Consider the following 16,563-nt stretch of genomic DNA (forward strand, 5'->3'; position numbering starts at 1 on the left):
GTATCGAGAATTCCGTGAACTTGCGCTGATGTGTGCAGTATACAACATCAGGAAGGCCGCAGAACAGGAGATTCCACTCCCTTCAGGTGATTAAACACGGCCCTTGACCCCGGCGAATACGACCGCACTGCTGTCACAGTTCAGGATGAAAATGGGACACAACTGGGCACTGTTGAGGTCAGAGTTGCAGATACGTCTGCAAAGCGACGAATCGGGCTGAGCAGGACAGCGTCTCTTGACACAAACAACGGAATGCTGTTTGTTCATCCAGAAAGCGACAGCCATCGATACAATATGGACGATATGTCGTTCCCACTGGATATCATCTTCGTTGCCAAGGATGGCACAATTACGAGGATTCATCACGCTCCGGTCAGCGGTGGATTTCTGGGAGAGACGTACACCGGCAACGGGAAGTACGTCCTTGAACTCAAACGCGGCTGGACAGCCGAACGTGGCGTCGGCCCCGGTGACGTGGTTCAGGTGCCAGAGAACCTGAGCGCCAGCGATTCGTGGCTGTGGTTCACTTCGTCCTCAGAGCGACTGTATGTAAACGATTATTACTGGCGAGTGGATAGACGGTGGCAAGAATGAACGCTCAGAACAGCCGGGTACTGGTGCCCGGGTTCGCTCTTGTTGCAGTCGTACTGACCACACTTGTCGTCATGGTCGCGGGCGGTGGCATGATGGAGATTGCATACGCACTCGGGGCCGGGGCCGGAGTCGGCGTCGTCGTTGTTGGTTCGTATACCATTAGTAGCAAGAAGGGACTACCAAACTCCCACAGTGTCGCGATTGCGGGTATCGCGCTTGGTGTGCTTGTGATAATTGCAATATCAGCTCGCCTGTTGACTAAGTTTGGCGCGTAGATGTCGACCACACCGCTGACAGGACTATTCCGACGGCGTGATCTATATTTCCTAATCGTCGCTGTATGGATCGAGTTGTTCTTGCTTGTGGGGTATTTCATGGTTCGTCCAGAGCGACCGACTCTGCTCCGGTACACGCTGTACCCGTTCGTCTGGATTAATGTTGCAGTCCTCGCAGCGTTTCGCGTTGATGTTCCCGATGTGCCGCGTCGTCACTCACTGCTTGCGGCCACGGTCGCAAGCGTCTATTTTCTGGTGTTGCTGTATCTCACGGGTCTTATCGGCATTCCAAGCGACGACCTGCTCCAATTCTCTGGAACAGTCGATATCCAAGCTGGCTCTCCCGGCACGGAGCGACTCCGTGTTATCACCGACGTGTTTCATATCTCAGTTATTCCGTACCGGACCGTCGGCTTTCTGGTCCTTGCGTATCTAGTCTACGTGACCTTGCTCGATTTCTCCGGCAGTCTCGCAGCGGGCGCACTTGGGCTGTTCAGCTGTGTCGGCTGTGCGTTCCCGATTCTTGTCTCGCTGTCGACCGGCCTATTTGGAAGCTCTGCTGTCGCAACTGCTGTCTATAGCGCACAGTTCGATATCTCGACAGCCGTGTTTGTCCTCGCTATTGTCATTCTCTACTGGCAGCCCGGAACAGAAGGCACACTTGGCAGCGTCGGCTCTCAGGGCACCGACTGACCGTAGTGTGTGTCAGACGCCGCTTCGTCGGCTACTTTCACTTTCACTCTGCCCGTGGCTCGCCTTCATATACAGAGGCCTCGTCTATATCGGTATGCTCAATCAACTGTCGGCCACCTGCGAAAACAAGAACTGCAACCGGGACCTCTGTGAACAGGACTGTATGCTCGTCTATCAGACTGAAGCTGGTGAACGTCGTGCGTATGAGTGTCGCTGTGGCACCGTCACAGTCACTGTTCACCGGCAAAAATAAACTGTGGCGTCGACCGGCCCGATTCCAACCGTTAGCCGTTTACTTCGTCGCTGAGAATAGCTGCTATGACCGGAGCGTGGGTCAGCCTGTTTTCGGGGGGCAAAGACTCCTCATGGGCACTCTATCAGGCACTCGAACAAGACCTTCCCGTTGAGCGACTGGTGACTGTCCACCCACCCGACGATTCGTACATGTATCATGTCCCGGCGACCGAACTGGCGTCGTTGGCTGCCGAGAGTATTGGTATTCCGCTCGTTGACGTCCACCCTTCGTCGTTCGGTGCCGACGATGTTACCGACGCGGGTGCACAAGGTGACAGAGAAATCGAGCCGCTTGAAACTGCACTTACTGAGCTTGATGAGAGTCTCGAGAGTGGTATTGCTGGGCTCACTGTTGGCGCTGTCGAGAGCGACTTCCAGAACTCCCGTGTTGGGGCGATGGCTGACCGGCTTGGTGCCGACGTGTTTGCGCCACTCTGGCAACGAGACCCCTGTGAACTCGGCGAAGCGATGCTCGATGCTGGATTCGAGATTACCATTATTCGCGTTGCCGCTGGCGGGCTTGACGAGTCTTGGCTTGGACGGTCGCTTGATGTTGAGGCTCTCAATGCGCTTGCTGATCTCAACGAGCGGTACGGGGTACACCTGCTCGGAGAGGGCGGTGAGTTCGAGACGCTGGTGACTGATGGACCACACATGGAACGACCGCTCCGCCTAGAGTACGAATCTGAGTGGGACGGGACGCGTGGCAAGCTCCGGATTGAGGACGCTTGGCTCGGCTAAGAGGTTACACAATCGAATCAATTCGGTCCACAGGCATCACCGAGTAATCAATCGATAGTGTATCCTGTGTCGCCCGAATCTTTCCGACGAACGTGGAGATCTCGTCAAGGTCACCTTCGAGAATAAACAGCTCCATACAGTAATGATTCCCGACATGGTTGTGGACATGTGACGTGACAATCGACTCGTAGTCGTGCCGAAGTGTCATCATCTTGTGTTCGACATCAGTCGATTCGTAGTCGAACAGCACTGTTATCACGCCCATCAGCTCGCGGTCTTCGAGTTGCTTATCATTGAACTCGCTGAGTAGGTTTCGGGACGCTTCCCGGACAACCTCGCTGCGCCCTGTGTAGCCGTGTTCATCCGCAAACCCATCGAGTCGCTCCAGTAGTTCGTCGGGCATCGAAACGCTGACGACTGTCATATGTTAAGATACCGTGGTTGTGTTAATGAATCTTTATTATTTTGTAGTTACCCCGAAAGCAGGGGCTGTGGTTGCGGACAGATACCAGTGCGGTACGGTCCTGCCCTTGAGACGACTAGGAGAGATATATTCTCCTACCAATAGAACTATATGGTGGTGTGGTAAATCATACCATGTATGGCGTCTGCACCGGTCGATGACGACATGTTCGACGAGTTTCTCAACCAGCGCGGTCACGATACGGAAACTGTCGGATGGGAAGAAAGCTATAACAAAAAGCAATGCCCAGATTGCGGTGGGCTCCACGATTCGGGTGCCACAGAGTGTTCAGTCTGTGGTTGGTCGCCAGTATAACAGAACAACTCGTCTTTCAGTAATTAATCGGCTGTTGGCTGTCTTGATTTGACGGAGTGACAACGCCGACTGCGTCAGTTACTTGCTCAGCGATGTCCAGAATATCGTCAGGACAGTGCGAACTCGTCAGTGACTCCCCTTCGAGGAGCACCTCACAGCAGGTATCGTCATCCGGTATCTGCTCGTCGGCACCGTACTTATGTGAGGCACGCATAATAAAATGCGATTCTTGGCCACGGCCGACGAACACCCACATCCTGAAATCGAGTGGTGAGGGGTTGCGGGCAACGATGTATGTATCATTGACGTTGTCGGAATGGTCAGCGTTGAACTGCCAGATGTTGTACTTTCCGTGGACTTCCGAGGGCTGACCACGTGGCTCCCGCGGTGCTGGCTCGTCTGGTGGGAGGTCATGTTCGCGGCCGTAGCTGGTCATATTGATATCAGTCATTGCCTGATACGTTGCTTCTGGTCGCGAATATAGTTTGTGACCGCCGAGTGATGTAGCGCTCGGACCGTTTATCTGTACAGTCAGTATTGACTGTCCCGGTGGGTTTTTATTGAGGTGATTAGAATATCCAGGCATCACCGACCGTTACCGAATCGAGGAGAATGTGTGTATGACGACGCTGCATCTAACGGAGAGAACGTATGCGTGAGCGATTTGTAGAGTGGCGGCCACGAATTGACGAGGCAATCGAAGAGTTGGTACCACGAGTCATCGACGAGACTTATCTCGGTGACTTTTTTGGCGAAGCAACCTATCAGTACCAGTCTGAGGCAATCCAAGCTGCGCTGGCGGACCCGCTCTGGAATTTGCTTGACCGCGGTGGCAAACGCTGGCGTTCGGTTCTGTTTCTCGTCATGATTGAAGCTGTCGGCGAAGACCCCGCTGAATATCTTCCTTTTGCTTGCATTCCGGAAATTCTACACAACGGGACAATTATTGTCGACGACGTGGAAGATGGCGCACAGAAGCGTCGTGGGACGACGGCACTACATCATGTTTTCGGGACGGATATCGCACTCAACGCGGGTAACGCGATGTATTTCATCCCGCTGAAAGTTATCGACCAGAATGACGATATTCTCGACGACGGACAACGCCTCCAGACCTACGAGATGTTGACACATGAACTCAACCGGACGCATCTCGGGCAAGGAATGGATATCTACTGGCACAATCAGGAGGCTGTTTCCGTTGACGAGCAGCGCTACTATGAGATGTGTGCCTGTAAGACCGGCTGTCTGGCGCGAATTGTCTCCCGGCTCGCAGCTATTGTCACCGACAAGCCCGACCGCGTTGAATACCGGCTTGCGCGCTATGCTGAGGAAATGTCTATTGCGTTCCAGATTGGCGACGATATCCTCGATATTGAACACACTCTCGACAAGGCTGGCGAGTTCGGCAAGGAGTTCGGAAACGATATTCGTGAGGGTAAAAAGACGCTGATGGTCATTTACACCGTTGAACACGCATCTACAGAGCAGGCTGCCCGACTCGAAGAGATTCTTTGGGCTGACGATAACACGGATGAAGAGATTTTAGAAGCTATCGACATTATGCAATCTGTTGACGCCTTGGCATATGCTCGTGAGCGGGCACAAGACCTTGCTGCTAGTGCACGAGGCCATCTTGACGAACTTGATCTTGAATCCGAGGCCGAAACTGACCTCCAAGAGTTCACGCGGTTTGTCATCGAGCGCGAGGCGTGAGCGAGCTGTGACAGTTATCCTTTTAATCCACTCCCAGTGAGTGGCACGACAACGTCTTCGTCCGGTCCAATTGCGCCGCGCTCACGGAGTACGTCGAGTCCGGCGGGTGCGACTGCACACGTTGGCTCGGTATAAAACCCGTTCCGGTGTAGCTTATCAAGCGTCGCAGTCGTCTGGTCGGCACTGACAGCGATTGCAGTTCCGCCGGTCGAATCGAGTGCGTCGAGAATTTGGCCTTTTCGTGGTGGTTCACTTATCTGGATGCCATCGGCTGCGGTGTTGACGCTCTCACTTTCGCGGTTGTTCTGTTCAGCAGCAATGGGTGCAATACCTGCTGCCTGTACGCCATAGAGCCGTGGCATCTCGTCTATCCACTCGGCTGCTTTTAGCGCCCGGAAGCCGCGGTACGCCCCAACGAAGAGCGTGCCGTGTCCTAGCGGTATCACCACCGCATCAGGTGCAGACCAGGACCCACTTTTTGGGTCACGGCTACGCTGTGCACACAACTCGAAAGCAAACGTTGCTGTGCCAGCGAAGAAAGCGGGCTGATATGCGTGGCTTGCATACCAGCTATCTCCAGCTTCGACGGCTGTGATACAGGCCTCGGTGACTGCTTGCCTGTCGCCCGGGACGCGCTGGACTGTTGCCCCTGCCCGTTCTATCGGGCCAATCTTCCCGGGTTTGGCGTCGGCCGGAACATAAATATCAGCGTCGAGCCCGGCACGGGCGGCGTAGGTTGCGATGGCTGCCCCAGCGTTGCCGGAGGAATCTTCGACGATATGGTCGACGCCTAAACCAACGGCATGGGAGAGCGTTGTCGCTGCTCCACGGTCCTTAAAGCTGCCTGTCGGAAAGCAAGACTCCAATTTGAACGTGGCGTTCCAGTTTTGGGCGTCGACCAGTGGGGTCCACCCTTCACCCAACGTGACTCGCTGTGTAACTGGTAAGAACGCGTCGAACGCCCAGAGGCCACGGTCACGGTCGACGGTCGCTGGCGGACCGTTTTCGGGCAGCGGCGTCCGGTCGAAATCAAGCGGGTGACCACATGAACAGCGCCATGGCGCTGTCGCGCGCTCTTCGTAGCTCCGGTCGCAGGCTTGACAGCGGTACATAGCTGTGCTCTGGGGTGGCCGCTTTCTGTACCTGTCGACCTGCTCTGTCAGCTTATCACATACCCTGGCAACTGTTTTTATATCAGGATACGTTGAGAGGAGTATGTCGTTATTCCCCACTGAGATGGAAAGCAAGCGGCTCAGGTACGAACGCCTCCATCCGAAAGACGTTGACCCATTTGAGTTGTATCGGTATGTCAGACGCGGTGCTCCCCATATCGACGAAATAACTCGATATGTGACGTGGGACCCGTACGACCACCCCAAGGAGGCCGTTGACTGGGTTGAACAGTCCGGGACAGCCTTCGAAGAAGGAGACAACGCCACGTACGTTATCCGTCCAAAGGAGGGTGAGCACGCAGGCGAGTTTGCCGGACTCGCTGGCCTCGGCCCGGACTGGGACCGCCGAAGTGCCGGACTCGGGACGTGGCTTCGAAAGCCGTTTTGGGGGCAGGGATACTCCGGCGAGCGCGCCGCTAGGCTGCTTGAAATGGCATTTGATAGACTTGACCTCGACCTAGTCAGGGTGAGCCACGCCCCTGACAACGACCAGTCCCAGCGCGCTATCGAGAAGTACGTCGACCGCTTTGGTGGCCGAAAACTGGGCCGTGTCAGGAATCACATTGTTATCGACGGTGAACCACGCGATTCAATCCGATACAGTATTTCTCACGAAGAATGGGAACGGAACCGTATGGAGAACTAATCGGCGCTGGTGGGTCGCTTTCGGTGTTCGGTGTTCGTTACTGGCCGAGTATTGCAGGGAGATCATTAACCGAGTCGACAACTGCTGCTGTGCCAACCCGCTCAAACTTTTTCCGACCGTGTTCACCGGTTAACCCGCCGGTTAGGACGCCTACACCTCGATAGGTCCGACTGTCGGCTGACGCCGCATTAACTGCTGTTTTGACGTCGTCGAGCGTGTCGCCCGCGAACGCGATGCTGTCTGCCGAGAACTGTTCTGCCAGCCTGATGAGCGCATCAGGGTCGGGTTTGCCGCTATCCCAGTCGTCCATGGTGTACCGATGGGCGTCGGGAACGTCGAGACCAACCCGTTCTAGGGCGATATCGGCTTCTGCCGCTGGGCGCCCGGTGAGAACGCCGACTGCATACTCCGACTGAAGTTGCTGGAGCGTCGCTTCCGTAGCCAGAACCGGCTCATCGTGAATAAACCCTTCTGTCTCCAGCGAGGGTTCTTTGTCTTCGAGGTCGCGGTAAAGCGAACTTCCAAGGTAGAGTTGTTGGAACGTGTCGCGGAGATGGTCGTGGTCCCAGGTGGCGAACACACGCTCGCGGTTGGCTAGCGTGAGTTCCTCGGAAGTGACTGTACGGGCCGCTTCAAGGCCGCCACCCATCGCGGCGATGTCGGTCGTAAACTGATCGAGCGAGAGGTCACAGCCTTCCCGGCAAGCAAGCAGGTACAACGCTGCCGCGTCGGTCAGTTCCCAATCGTTGTTGAATCCCCCTGCGTCCTTGAACTGCTGGACATCAGAACGAGCGATGGTTTCGTCGTAGACGTGGTCGAGCGACTCCACAATTGCACGACGGTAAGAGTCTGCTACGTCTACAAGGACGCCGTCGATATCGAGCACAACTGCGTCGACGTTCATTACTGCATGATGATGTGCTCCGGGTTCATGCACGTTGCGGATACCACCAGTATTGGTTGCTGGTTTGACCCGTGTGTCGGAGCTCCGTGGGTCTCACCGGAGCAAACGGCGGATAGTTGTCTGTCTCCAAGTGGTCTTGTCCCTGACAAAGCCTATGTACCAACAGCACTCAGTATCCGTATGCGCGAAGCCAGTCGGACAACACGGGAGCGGATAACTGACCGCTTGCGCGAGGAACCGCTGACCGTGAGCGGACTTGCCCGTGAATTTGAACTCAACGCAGCGACGACACTCACACACGTTGAGCATATCGCCAAGACGCTCGACCAGACCGACCAAGAACTGCTCGTTGCCCCGCCGGAGTGCCGTGATTGCGGGTTCGACCGCTTTGACGACCTCATCAACCGACCGAGTCGGTGTCCCGACTGCAAAAGTGAGGCTATCGAAGAGCCTGCATTTCGGGTGAGATAGGCGGACGCCATCCGCTACAGGTAATTTCTCTACTTAGACTCAACGATCATAGCAGTACAAAACTATAAGCCTCTGTCTCGACTGAACCGATATCCGACTGCTCAGTGGATAGTGTCGCGCCGACCCGGTACACCCCAGCGACAGCGACACTGACTTTCTCTTTGGCTCACGATGAGTGCCAACTCTTCACGTGGGAAAGGAGCCGCCACTACTAAATGCTAGGTAAACCGGTGCCGTCTAGCACGTTTCTGGCGCAGTTATAATAAATGCTCGTGGCGTCGCTCAGCGTAGACTCCGACAGACTCGTTTTGCGACGCTTGACAGGGCTTGTTGCCTCTCAGTGAAATCCGCGTCTAGTCATCAAACCTCTTGGGAACGCGGAATCGAAGGGCTTAATCATGGGACCCTCATCTGAGCAAAGTGCGGGACCGTGGGGTAGCGGTATCCTCGGCGCATGGGGTGCGTCGGACCTGAGTTCGAATCTCGGCGGTCCCATAAAAAATTTTACAAGACGCCCACACCCGGAGCCTTGGGTGTGCGAGCGTCCAAATTCCTGACCGCTTCGAGACGGAAATAAGTCGGTCTTTAAATACCGATGACCCGGTTCTCGCGTTCAAGTAGCTTCGACTTCTCACAGAGCTGTGTCGACGTGACCGCTGGCCGTTCTCACCGACTACGTTCGTCTGGGAACATCATCCTACAGCTCTTCTTTGCCGTCATCTTCGGCCAGCGGAAGTCGGACTTTCACTCGTGTGCCGCCCAGTTCAGTGTCGTGGGAGAACAGTAGTGTTCCACCAGATTTGTCCACCAGCATTCTGACCATCCAAAGTCCAATGCCGGACACATGCTGTAATGCGGTTTCCTCACCGGCTTCGAGCGTTGCAACTTCCGTATCGTTGATACCTGGCCCATTATCTTCGATTGTGAGGACCCCCTGCTTTGCTGTCGTCGAGACGCGGACGCGGAGCCGTATCTCATCAAGGGCTCGTTCATTATGAACCACAGCGTTGTCAAGCAACTCCCGAATCGCACGATGAATATCGATGTGTGCACGGACAGATACATCGTCTTCGAACGCAGCGTCCACGTCGACTGCCGGATACTCGCGGGTGAGAGACTTAATTTCACCCTTGACGACGCTTGTCAGACTTCCGGGAGCAGGCTGGGTATCTGAATCGATAATATCTCGCAGATCAGTCGCCTTTTCGCTGTGTTCAAGGAGTGTGTCTGCTGTTTTGTTAATTTCACTCGTGTGTTCAGCAACCGAACTGTTGTTTTCTTGTCTCTCGATTTCCACGATGTGGCCTTTCAGAATCGTCAACTGGTTTCTGATATTGTGACGGAGCACGCGTGAGTGAATCTGCTTGAGCAGTTCGAGTTCACGTTCGCGTTCGCGAAGCTCGGTTACTTCCCGGAACACGAACACTGACCCAGAAGTTGTTTGCCCCCGGCTGATTGGACGGACATTGAGTGAGAAATGCCGAGGTCCTGTCTCGGTATCCAGTGTCACTTCCTCGCTGCACCGTTCACCCGGTTCAACAGCAGTGAGCAGTGAGGGAAAGTCACGACAGAACGATTCAAGCGAGATTCCTGCGACGTCGGTCCCCTCAGTCCGAAAAAGGCGTCGTGCAGCCGGATTCACATCAACCACTGTCCGGTTTCCGTCGACCGCGATGACGGGATCTGCCATCGTCTCGACTGTTGTGTGGCGACTCACCGGAACCAGCCCTAGCAGATGGTAGCGAAACAGGGCAACGCCCCACAGGACGGCACTCACCGAGAACGCCAGCGGCGTGAGGTCGACGTACATCGGAACTGCGTCGATATTTCTGAAGATGTAGGTCTGGAGCGTTCCCGGGAACCCGATTACCCACCCCCCAAGCAACAAGGTGAGTTGGTTGCGGTGTGCGCCGTCTGCTGAGAGCATGTCGTTTGCCAGTATGACGGCTGGCGGGATGACAAGCGAGACGGTAAACAGGATAAACAAGAGATACCACGGACCAAGTTCGAATGCCCCAATTCCAGCAGGGTTTGTCGGCGTCCCCGTGGCCAGCACTAAATGATGGTCTGGGTTTGTGACGGCTAACCCGAGCGTAACAACAGGAAACACGAGCAGCAGAGCTACGACTGACTTCCGGGGCTGGACACGCCGACTCCTCGTGTATTCCCAAACGAGTAGCGGCCAACCAAATACGACGAGAAACTGGAACAGCATCCGACCCGCCGTATTCAGGTGAACAGGCATCAGTCGTGTCGGCCACGTGAGTGCTGCAAGCTGAATCGCCCAGCCAAGCGCCCCAATCTGGCAGAGCAAAAACCCTCGTGCACCCGGCTTTTCCAGGTTTAGGCTAGCGTAGGCTGCAAGCCCAACGAGCGGTGCGGCACTGACAAGCATCAACATCGACATTGACTGTGCCGCAGTACTCATTACATTGTTATTTGTTAACGATTAATTAAATCTATCTGTCGGGCAATAACGTGCACACTGGGAACCCACCCTCCTGTCGAATAGGACCGGACGTTCTGATTTAGGCGATAGCAGGGGCGACACTCCCTTCCTCAAGGCGTCGTTCGGTACTCAGATAGTTTCCTAATGGTTGCCATTCCCGATTTCTGGACGACACTGCAGTCCACGAAAGCGGACAAGAAGCGCAGTAGGGCGGCTACAGTGCCGTCATTGTGTTACATACATTGTTCCGTTACAGACCCACAGACCAACGTAGTTGTACCTTCTATTTACTCACTCCACTACCGACTAATACTCTCCACTACGTCTCGGCGTGGGGTACTCACTGAGGAACTGACCCAGCTCAACAACGGTGTCGTCTGCCGGCGTCTACTACATGTCGCCTTCGAGAACGGCATCGATGACCTTCGATTCCGCTTTCTGCAGGTGTTCACTCGCAGTCACCGGAGCACAGTCCAGTTGCGTAGCCACGTCCTCGTGGGTCCCACCCCGTGGCTGGTCGTAGTAGCCCAATTCGTGGGCGACTTTCAGAGCCTCCCGCTGTCGGTCGCTCAGGCGCGCAAGCGGCTCGTCACTGTGACCGCGAAACCGTCCGACAGATTCAATATGAATGGGGAAATCTTCCTGTGCACCGTCGTGGGTCTGCTGAAGGGCTTTGGCGGTTCCAACTGCTGTCGTGTGCATCTTCCCATTGCGGTAGATGATTGGCATTCTGAGTACGATACCTGAGGACCCGATGCTGTGAAGCATCTCCGAGAGCTGTGTTTTCTCAGGGTTGGTGGTCAGCAACGCGAGGGTCCGGCCAGCGTCGCCATCCGCCGAGAAAATTGATTCCACTTCTGCTGTCTCTCCTACCGCCGCGACGAACCGCTCAGAGTCTCCCTCAAAGGCTATCAGCACCGTCTCACCGTCCGAATGCGCGCTGTTTACTGCAAGGACACGTACCGGCCCGACACCGTCGGTGTGGGCGAGCAGTTCGTACAGCTTTGGTGCCGACCCGGGATCGATGTCGACAGTCGCTTGAACTCGTTGCATTCTCTCGAAATATACAGATTGTCATAATAAACCCTGCTTCTATACCTCACAAAATACAGAGGATGATGGGCGCGGTAGGCTGTGGTACCATCCGATGTCAGACGACTCACTCCACAACACCGAGCACGAACGGACAACAACTGAGACCGACAAGGAGGACAGCTCCCGTGCAGTCGCAGTCAAAGACCTATGGCTGACGTACGCCGATGGGACCGAGGCCGTCCAGGGACTTTCCTTAGCTATCGAGCGCGGCGAGTTTTTCGGGTTCCTCGGCCCGAACGGGGCGGGCAAGACGACGACGATCAAGATTCTGGCCACGTTGCTTGAACCAACGAGAGGTTCCGTGACCGTCAACGGTTTCGACGTGGCCAAAGAGCGGACCGCCGTTCGCGGGAGCATCGGCTACATGCCACAGGAAACCAGCGTCGACGAGGAACTTACCGCCCGCGAGAACCTTCGTTTTGCCTGTGGAGCCTATGGCGTCCCCCGTGGGGACCGGGACGACCGCATCGCAGAACTGCTCGAACTGATTGATTTGGCCGATGTGGCGGACACGCCGGCCGCGCAGTTCTCCGGTGGGATGAAAAAGCGACTCGATGCAGCCACCGCGCTCGTTCACGACCCACAGTTAGTGTTTCTCGACGAACCGACGACGGGGCTAGACCCGAAGGCACGGAACCGACTCTGGGACTACTTCCAACGTATCAACGATGCGGGAACAACGATTTTCCTCACGACCCAGTATCTGGAGGAGGCTGACGCGCTCTGTGACCGACTGTCTGTCATACGTGATGGGTCCATTGTCGCCGACGGTTCGCCCAAAGAACTGAAACGCCGGGTTGGCGGCGAAACCCTGAAACTGGAAATCGAGAGCGGGTCAGATGTGGTCGACCGCGCTTGCAAAATCAGCCGCCAGAGCGACCTGTTCGAAGCGGACGCGACGGTTGAGACTACCGGCGAGACGGTCAGAATCACGACCCGCCGGGCAAGAGAACAGGGTTCGAAACTACTGGTCAAGTTACAGGAATCCGATATCACCGTCACTGGCTTCGATATCGAGGAGACCACATTAGACGACGTGTTCCTCGCTATCGCAGACGAGTCGGTTGCGGAGCTAGAAGGGGGGCACGCGTGAGCACGCCCGAAGCCGGTACCCGGTCGGGCAACTCGTTGGTGAGTGACACCCTCGTCAACTTCACCCGGTGGAACCGAAAGTTACTCCGGAACCCGACTTCGTTCTTGCTGGAGATTGTCGTCGCCGTCTTCTCACTGTTGTTGTTCTCGGCGGTGTTCGGTGAAGTCGGGGCGTTCGCGCTCCAGCAGGCCGGATACGTCGGTATTGACTACATCACCTTCCTGTTGCCAGCGGTCCTCATGCAGGCGACAATGGGGTCATCGTTCAACTCAGGTATCGGTCTCGTCAAGGACCTCGACAGCGGGATGTTCGAGAAAACGGTCGTTACGCCTATGAGTGCAACGGCGGTATTCAGCGGCAAGGCCGTCTCGGAACTGCTCCGTATCGTGGTTCAACTTGTCATCATCCTCGGCCTCGCAACGGTGCTTGGGGCCTCAATCGATCTGGGCATCAGTGGTGCCCTTGGTATCATCGCTGTCTGTCTGTTGGTTGGCCTGTTGTTCATGTCTATCGCCAACATCGTTGGTCTACTGGCCCGTGACGAGGAGGCGCTGAACGCCGCCTCGATGTTGTTTATGTTCCCGTTACTGTTCCTCTCACCGGCGTTTATACCGCTGTCTTCGGACATTGAACTGCTAGCGACTTTCAACCCGGTCACCTATGGCGTCGACGCCATCCGTGCCCTAATTGTGGGCGAAGATGTAATGACCGTCCTAACGGTGACGCGGTTTGGCGGGCTGTTGAACACACTCGTCCCGGCCGTCGGCATCCTCTTGGCGATGAACTTTGTTTTCGGGAGTCTCGCCGTCTGGCTTCTGGGCCGGGCATCCAGTACCGAGGGCCAGTAGACCGACAGTCCGCCGTTTCGGTAGTTCACAACTGACTGCCAGCGCTGTATGTGGTTCAACAAAGAGAGTAAATAGAGGGGGTTGAACGCGTGTGGGCAGCGTTAGCTGTGGATACCCATCGCCTCAATTTGCTCTTGATAGCGGTTCCGAATCGTTACTTCGGTAACCTGAGCGACATCGGCGACTTCGCGCTGTGTTTTCTTTTCATTACACAGTAGCGAGGCAGCATAGATAGCGGCAGCAGCGTATCCGGTGGGTGATTTTCCGGAAAGAAGCCCTTTTTCGGCGGTTGTTTCGATGATTTCGTTCGCCTTAGACTGTACCTCTTCGGACAGATTTAGTTCGGAACAGAAGCGTGGAACGTACTTTTTTGGGTCGACTGGCTCCATCTCCAGGCCCAGTTCCTGTGAGATATACCGGTAGGTTCGGCCAATCTCTTTTCGCTCGACGCGTGAGACGTCGGAGATTTCTTCGAGGCTTCGAGGAATGCCTTCTTTCCGGCAGGCGGCATACAGCGCACTTGTAGCCACGCCCTCGATAGAGCGGCCACGGATGAGGTCATCTTTCAACGCACGTCGATAGATGACTGAGGCAACCTCTCGCACTGACCGGGGAACACCGAGGGCAGAGGCCATCCGGTCAATTTCGGAGAGTGCAAACTGGAGGTTTCGCTCCCCTGCATCTTTCGTCCGGATGCGTTCTTGCCACTTGCGCAGTCGATGCATCTGGCTTCGCTTTTTCGAGGAGATAGAACGACCGTAGGCGTCCTTGTCTTTCCAATCGATAGTCGTGGTCAACCCCTTATCATGCATCGTCTGGGTCGTCGGTGCGCCGACTCGCGACTTTTCTTGTCGCTCTTGATGATTGAAGGCTCGCCACTCTGGGCCTGGGTCAATACTGCCTTCCTCCACGACGAGGCCACAGTCATCACAGATGAGTTCCCCACGGTCAGAACTCTTGACTAGGCTCTCCGAGCCACACTCCGGACAGTCCTGTACATCTTCGGACTCGTCCTGTTCAGTCGTAGATTCACGCTCGCGCTCCCGCTGGCGGCTGGACCGTGTCATCGCATTTTTATAGTAGTATCATAAGCATACTTAACGCTTGTGCCGGTATCTGTTGTTTCACATAAAACATGATATATAGATATACTGTGTGTGGTGCCTATTTCGCTTCTTTGAGCGTCTGTGCCAACACAGAACCGAAACGTATACAATCAGTTCGATGCTGAGGCAAGTGTCAATGGCCGTCATCGAGTGTGACCCAGATAAAGCGCGCCAGCGGCTAGAATCAGCAGGTGTTGAGACAGAACCCGGTAACACCGAACACGAGCGCTGGCGTGCAGATGTGGACGGGGCGACAGCTGTCGCGTACGACGGTAAAGTTGTTATCCAAGGGGGTGACAGCGCTCGGCTGGAAGGCTTGCTTCGGGAAGATAGTGGCCGTGTGCATGTCTATTTCGACGGCGCCTCACGGGGGAATCCGGGGCCTGCATCTATTGGTTGGGTTCTCATCACAGGAGATGGAATCGCCACAGAAGGTAGCAAACGCATCTCCGACACGACAAACAACCAGGCTGAGTACGCTGGGCTCGTTCATTCCCTTGAGGTAGCCGATGCCTACGGATTTGAGGAGGTCGAAATCCGCAGCGACTCTGAACTCGTTGTCAAGCAAATTCACGGCGAGTACAACGTCAACAGTCCCGACCTCCGAAAGCTACGGGTCCGTGCGATAGAACTACTCGACGGTTTCGACTCGTGGTCGCTCACACACGTTCCGCGCGAACTAAACGAACGCGCCGACAAACTCGCAAATGAGGCGTTCGAAGATGGGTAATGACCACGACGATGCCGGCACGCGGGACGAACAGCCACTCCCCGAGGATGTCGTCGACCAAGCAGAACAGCTCACACGCTGGGCGCGTGAGGCTGTCGACGATAAAGAAATTGCTGCCTATCGTGAGGAGCGCGAGAAATTACTCGCCGAACACGAGTACCGAGCGCGAATCCGGGAGGAAGAAAACGACGTGCTCGTACTGTACCCCGACGAATGGCTCGAAGATGGTGTCGTTCAACTTTCTGTCGTTGAGAACCTCGACCGAGGTATTGAGCGCCCACTCGAAGGCCCCGGCGACGGTGACCAGTGGGACACAATCGAGAACCATAACCGTGAGATTGCCGAGCGCGTCAAGGCTGAACACGGCGAGGTCCATGGAGCCAATGCTCACGCACTCGCTGATTTCGCGAGCAACCACTACGCGAAACGTATCGAGCAGGTGACGGGCAACGAGTTACAGGAGTTTGCCAAAGAGTACTTCCCACGCAATGCATGGCCGAGTGATGACCAGCAGGCTGTTCTCGATGCCTCTCTCGAATATGTCTTCGAGTGTGTGAATACGGAACCGCCAACGTGGCGGTCAGAATCAGCCTAGTTCGACTGCTGGACAATCTCTTCGATATCGCCTGCACGCTCCTCGTCAGTGACAAGGCGTTCGAACGACCATTCGAGCTGGTCGAGAAGTGTCTCGTATCCTTCGTCAGTCAACGCATACTGGTTCGTCCGCTTGTCGAGCTCGCTCTTTTCGACAAGACCGAGTTCGACGAGGTCGTCGAGGTTTGGGTATAGGCGACCGTGGTTTACTTCAGAGTCGTAGTACGATTCGAGTTCACGCTTGATAGCCAGTCCGTATCGGGGCTCCTCGGCTAGAATTGTCAAGATATTCTGCTGGAACGCAGTCAATTCACTTGCGATACCCGGCGTGTCAGCAACTGCTTGTGCCTCTGACATACCTGTC

The 16,563-nt window shown here is 55.5% G+C and carries 21 protein-coding genes and 1 tRNA gene; 14 read left to right on the forward strand and 8 right to left on the reverse strand.

The window, feature by feature from the left end; all coding sequences use genetic code 11:
* Positions 1 to 162: 162 nt before the first annotated feature.
* The 5 genes from N5098_RS04555 to N5098_RS04575 all read left to right on the forward strand — a co-directional run bounded on the left by N5098_RS04555 (position 163) and on the right by N5098_RS04575 (position 2,597).
* A complete protein-coding gene (locus N5098_RS04555; protein WP_267636756.1) occupies positions 163 to 594 on the forward strand; it encodes a DUF192 domain-containing protein in 432 nt (143 codons plus the stop codon).
* Complete coding sequence (locus N5098_RS04560) at positions 591 to 869, forward strand: hypothetical protein (RefSeq protein ID WP_267636525.1); 279 nt, start codon at positions 591 to 593, stop codon at positions 867 to 869. Before N5098_RS04555 ends, N5098_RS04560 begins: the two co-directional genes overlap by 4 nt.
* Complete coding sequence (locus tag N5098_RS04565; protein ID WP_438267320.1) at positions 870 to 1,562, forward strand: DUF7546 family protein; 693 nt, start codon at positions 870 to 872, stop codon at positions 1,560 to 1,562.
* 94 nt (positions 1,563 to 1,656) lie between these two features.
* On the forward strand, positions 1,657 to 1,815 hold the full coding sequence (locus N5098_RS04570) for a hypothetical protein (RefSeq protein WP_267636527.1): 159 nt from the start codon (positions 1,657 to 1,659) through the stop codon (positions 1,813 to 1,815).
* Between the two features lie 65 nt (positions 1,816 to 1,880).
* Positions 1,881 to 2,597: a diphthine--ammonia ligase gene (locus N5098_RS04575; protein ID WP_267636528.1), complete on the forward strand. Its 717-nt coding sequence runs from the start codon at positions 1,881 to 1,883 to the stop codon at positions 2,595 to 2,597.
* Positions 2,598 to 2,601: 4 nt separating this feature from the next.
* Here N5098_RS04575 and N5098_RS04580 read toward each other — a convergent pair whose 3' ends face one another.
* Positions 2,602 to 3,021 (reverse strand): CopG family ribbon-helix-helix protein, encoded by a 420-nt coding sequence (locus N5098_RS04580; RefSeq protein ID WP_267636529.1) that lies wholly within the window; start codon positions 3,019 to 3,021, stop codon positions 2,602 to 2,604.
* A gap of 177 nt (positions 3,022 to 3,198) precedes the next feature.
* Here N5098_RS04580 and N5098_RS04585 point away from each other — a divergent pair, with 177 nt between their 5' ends.
* Complete coding sequence (locus N5098_RS04585) at positions 3,199 to 3,375, forward strand: HVO_0416 family zinc finger protein (protein ID WP_267636530.1); 177 nt, start codon at positions 3,199 to 3,201, stop codon at positions 3,373 to 3,375.
* A 16-nt stretch (positions 3,376 to 3,391) separates the two neighbouring features.
* On the opposite strand, the gene N5098_RS04590 is transcribed toward N5098_RS04585, so the two are convergent.
* Positions 3,392 to 3,826, reverse strand: a complete 435-nt coding sequence (locus N5098_RS04590) for a hypothetical protein (protein ID WP_267636531.1) — start codon at positions 3,824 to 3,826, stop codon at positions 3,392 to 3,394.
* Between the two features lie 200 nt (positions 3,827 to 4,026).
* Between N5098_RS04590 and N5098_RS04595 the strand changes: the two genes are divergently transcribed.
* Positions 4,027 to 5,091, forward strand: a complete 1,065-nt coding sequence (locus N5098_RS04595) for a polyprenyl synthetase family protein (protein ID WP_267636532.1) — start codon at positions 4,027 to 4,029, stop codon at positions 5,089 to 5,091.
* A 14-nt stretch (positions 5,092 to 5,105) separates the two neighbouring features.
* Here the strand turns inward: N5098_RS04595 and N5098_RS04600 are convergent, their stop codons facing one another.
* Complete coding sequence (locus N5098_RS04600; RefSeq protein WP_267636534.1) at positions 5,106 to 6,203, reverse strand: pyridoxal-phosphate dependent enzyme; 1,098 nt, start codon at positions 6,201 to 6,203, stop codon at positions 5,106 to 5,108.
* A gap of 103 nt (positions 6,204 to 6,306) precedes the next feature.
* Here N5098_RS04600 and N5098_RS04605 point away from each other — a divergent pair, with 103 nt between their 5' ends.
* Complete coding sequence (locus N5098_RS04605) at positions 6,307 to 6,909, forward strand: GNAT family N-acetyltransferase (RefSeq protein WP_267636535.1); 603 nt, start codon at positions 6,307 to 6,309, stop codon at positions 6,907 to 6,909.
* Between the two features lie 37 nt (positions 6,910 to 6,946).
* On the opposite strand, the gene N5098_RS04610 is transcribed toward N5098_RS04605, so the two are convergent.
* Positions 6,947 to 7,813, reverse strand: coding sequence for a TIGR01548 family HAD-type hydrolase (locus tag N5098_RS04610; protein ID WP_267636537.1), 867 nt, complete (start codon positions 7,811 to 7,813; stop codon positions 6,947 to 6,949).
* Between the two features lie 180 nt (positions 7,814 to 7,993).
* Between N5098_RS04610 and N5098_RS04615 the strand changes: the two genes are divergently transcribed.
* On the forward strand, positions 7,994 to 8,284 hold the full coding sequence (locus tag N5098_RS04615; RefSeq protein WP_267636538.1) for a transcriptional regulator: 291 nt from the start codon (positions 7,994 to 7,996) through the stop codon (positions 8,282 to 8,284).
* A 424-nt stretch (positions 8,285 to 8,708) separates the two neighbouring features.
* Positions 8,709 to 8,779 (forward strand) — tRNA-Pro (locus N5098_RS04620).
* Between the two features lie 202 nt (positions 8,780 to 8,981).
* Here N5098_RS04620 and N5098_RS04625 read toward each other — a convergent pair.
* Together N5098_RS04625 and N5098_RS04630 are read right to left on the reverse strand one after the other, a co-directional pair.
* Positions 8,982 to 10,712, reverse strand: a complete 1,731-nt coding sequence (locus N5098_RS04625; protein WP_267636539.1) for a sensor histidine kinase — start codon at positions 10,710 to 10,712, stop codon at positions 8,982 to 8,984.
* A 411-nt stretch (positions 10,713 to 11,123) separates the two neighbouring features.
* Entirely contained in the window at positions 11,124 to 11,786 is a 663-nt protein-coding gene (locus N5098_RS04630) for a helix-turn-helix domain-containing protein (RefSeq protein WP_267636540.1), read from the reverse strand.
* 94 nt (positions 11,787 to 11,880) lie between these two features.
* Between N5098_RS04630 and N5098_RS04635 the strand changes: the two genes are divergently transcribed.
* Together N5098_RS04635 and N5098_RS04640 are read left to right on the forward strand one after the other, a co-directional pair.
* Positions 11,881 to 12,921 (forward strand): ABC transporter ATP-binding protein, encoded by a 1,041-nt coding sequence (locus tag N5098_RS04635; RefSeq protein WP_267636541.1) that lies wholly within the window; start codon positions 11,881 to 11,883, stop codon positions 12,919 to 12,921.
* Positions 12,918 to 13,769: an ABC transporter permease gene (locus N5098_RS04640; RefSeq protein WP_267636543.1), complete on the forward strand. Its 852-nt coding sequence runs from the start codon at positions 12,918 to 12,920 to the stop codon at positions 13,767 to 13,769. Before N5098_RS04635 ends, N5098_RS04640 begins: the two co-directional genes overlap by 4 nt.
* A gap of 101 nt (positions 13,770 to 13,870) precedes the next feature.
* On the opposite strand, the gene N5098_RS04645 is transcribed toward N5098_RS04640, so the two are convergent.
* Positions 13,871 to 14,836, reverse strand: coding sequence for a transcription initiation factor IIB (locus N5098_RS04645; protein ID WP_267636544.1), 966 nt, complete (start codon positions 14,834 to 14,836; stop codon positions 13,871 to 13,873).
* A gap of 175 nt (positions 14,837 to 15,011) precedes the next feature.
* On the opposite strand from N5098_RS04645, the gene rnhA reads away from it, so the two are divergent.
* Positions 15,012 to 15,605 carry a ribonuclease HI gene (gene rnhA / locus N5098_RS04650; protein ID WP_267636545.1) on the forward strand — a complete coding sequence of 198 codons (594 nt, stop codon included), beginning with the start codon at positions 15,012 to 15,014 and terminating at the stop codon, positions 15,603 to 15,605.
* On the forward strand, positions 15,598 to 16,200 hold the full coding sequence (locus N5098_RS04655) for a DUF7108 family protein (protein WP_267636546.1): 603 nt from the start codon (positions 15,598 to 15,600) through the stop codon (positions 16,198 to 16,200). The genes rnhA and N5098_RS04655 overlap by 8 nt, the downstream gene beginning before the upstream one ends.
* Here N5098_RS04655 and N5098_RS04660 read toward each other — a convergent pair.
* On the reverse strand, positions 16,197 to 16,556 hold the full coding sequence (locus N5098_RS04660) for a PadR family transcriptional regulator (protein ID WP_267636547.1): 360 nt from the start codon (positions 16,554 to 16,556) through the stop codon (positions 16,197 to 16,199). The two genes, N5098_RS04655 and N5098_RS04660, sit on opposite strands and share 4 nt — an antisense overlap.
* Positions 16,557 to 16,563: the final 7 nt, after the last annotated feature.

This window comes from Halovenus rubra (assembly GCF_026586665.1).
In the GTDB taxonomy this organism is placed as follows: Archaea; Halobacteriota; Halobacteria; order Halobacteriales; family Haloarculaceae; genus Halovenus; species Halovenus rubra.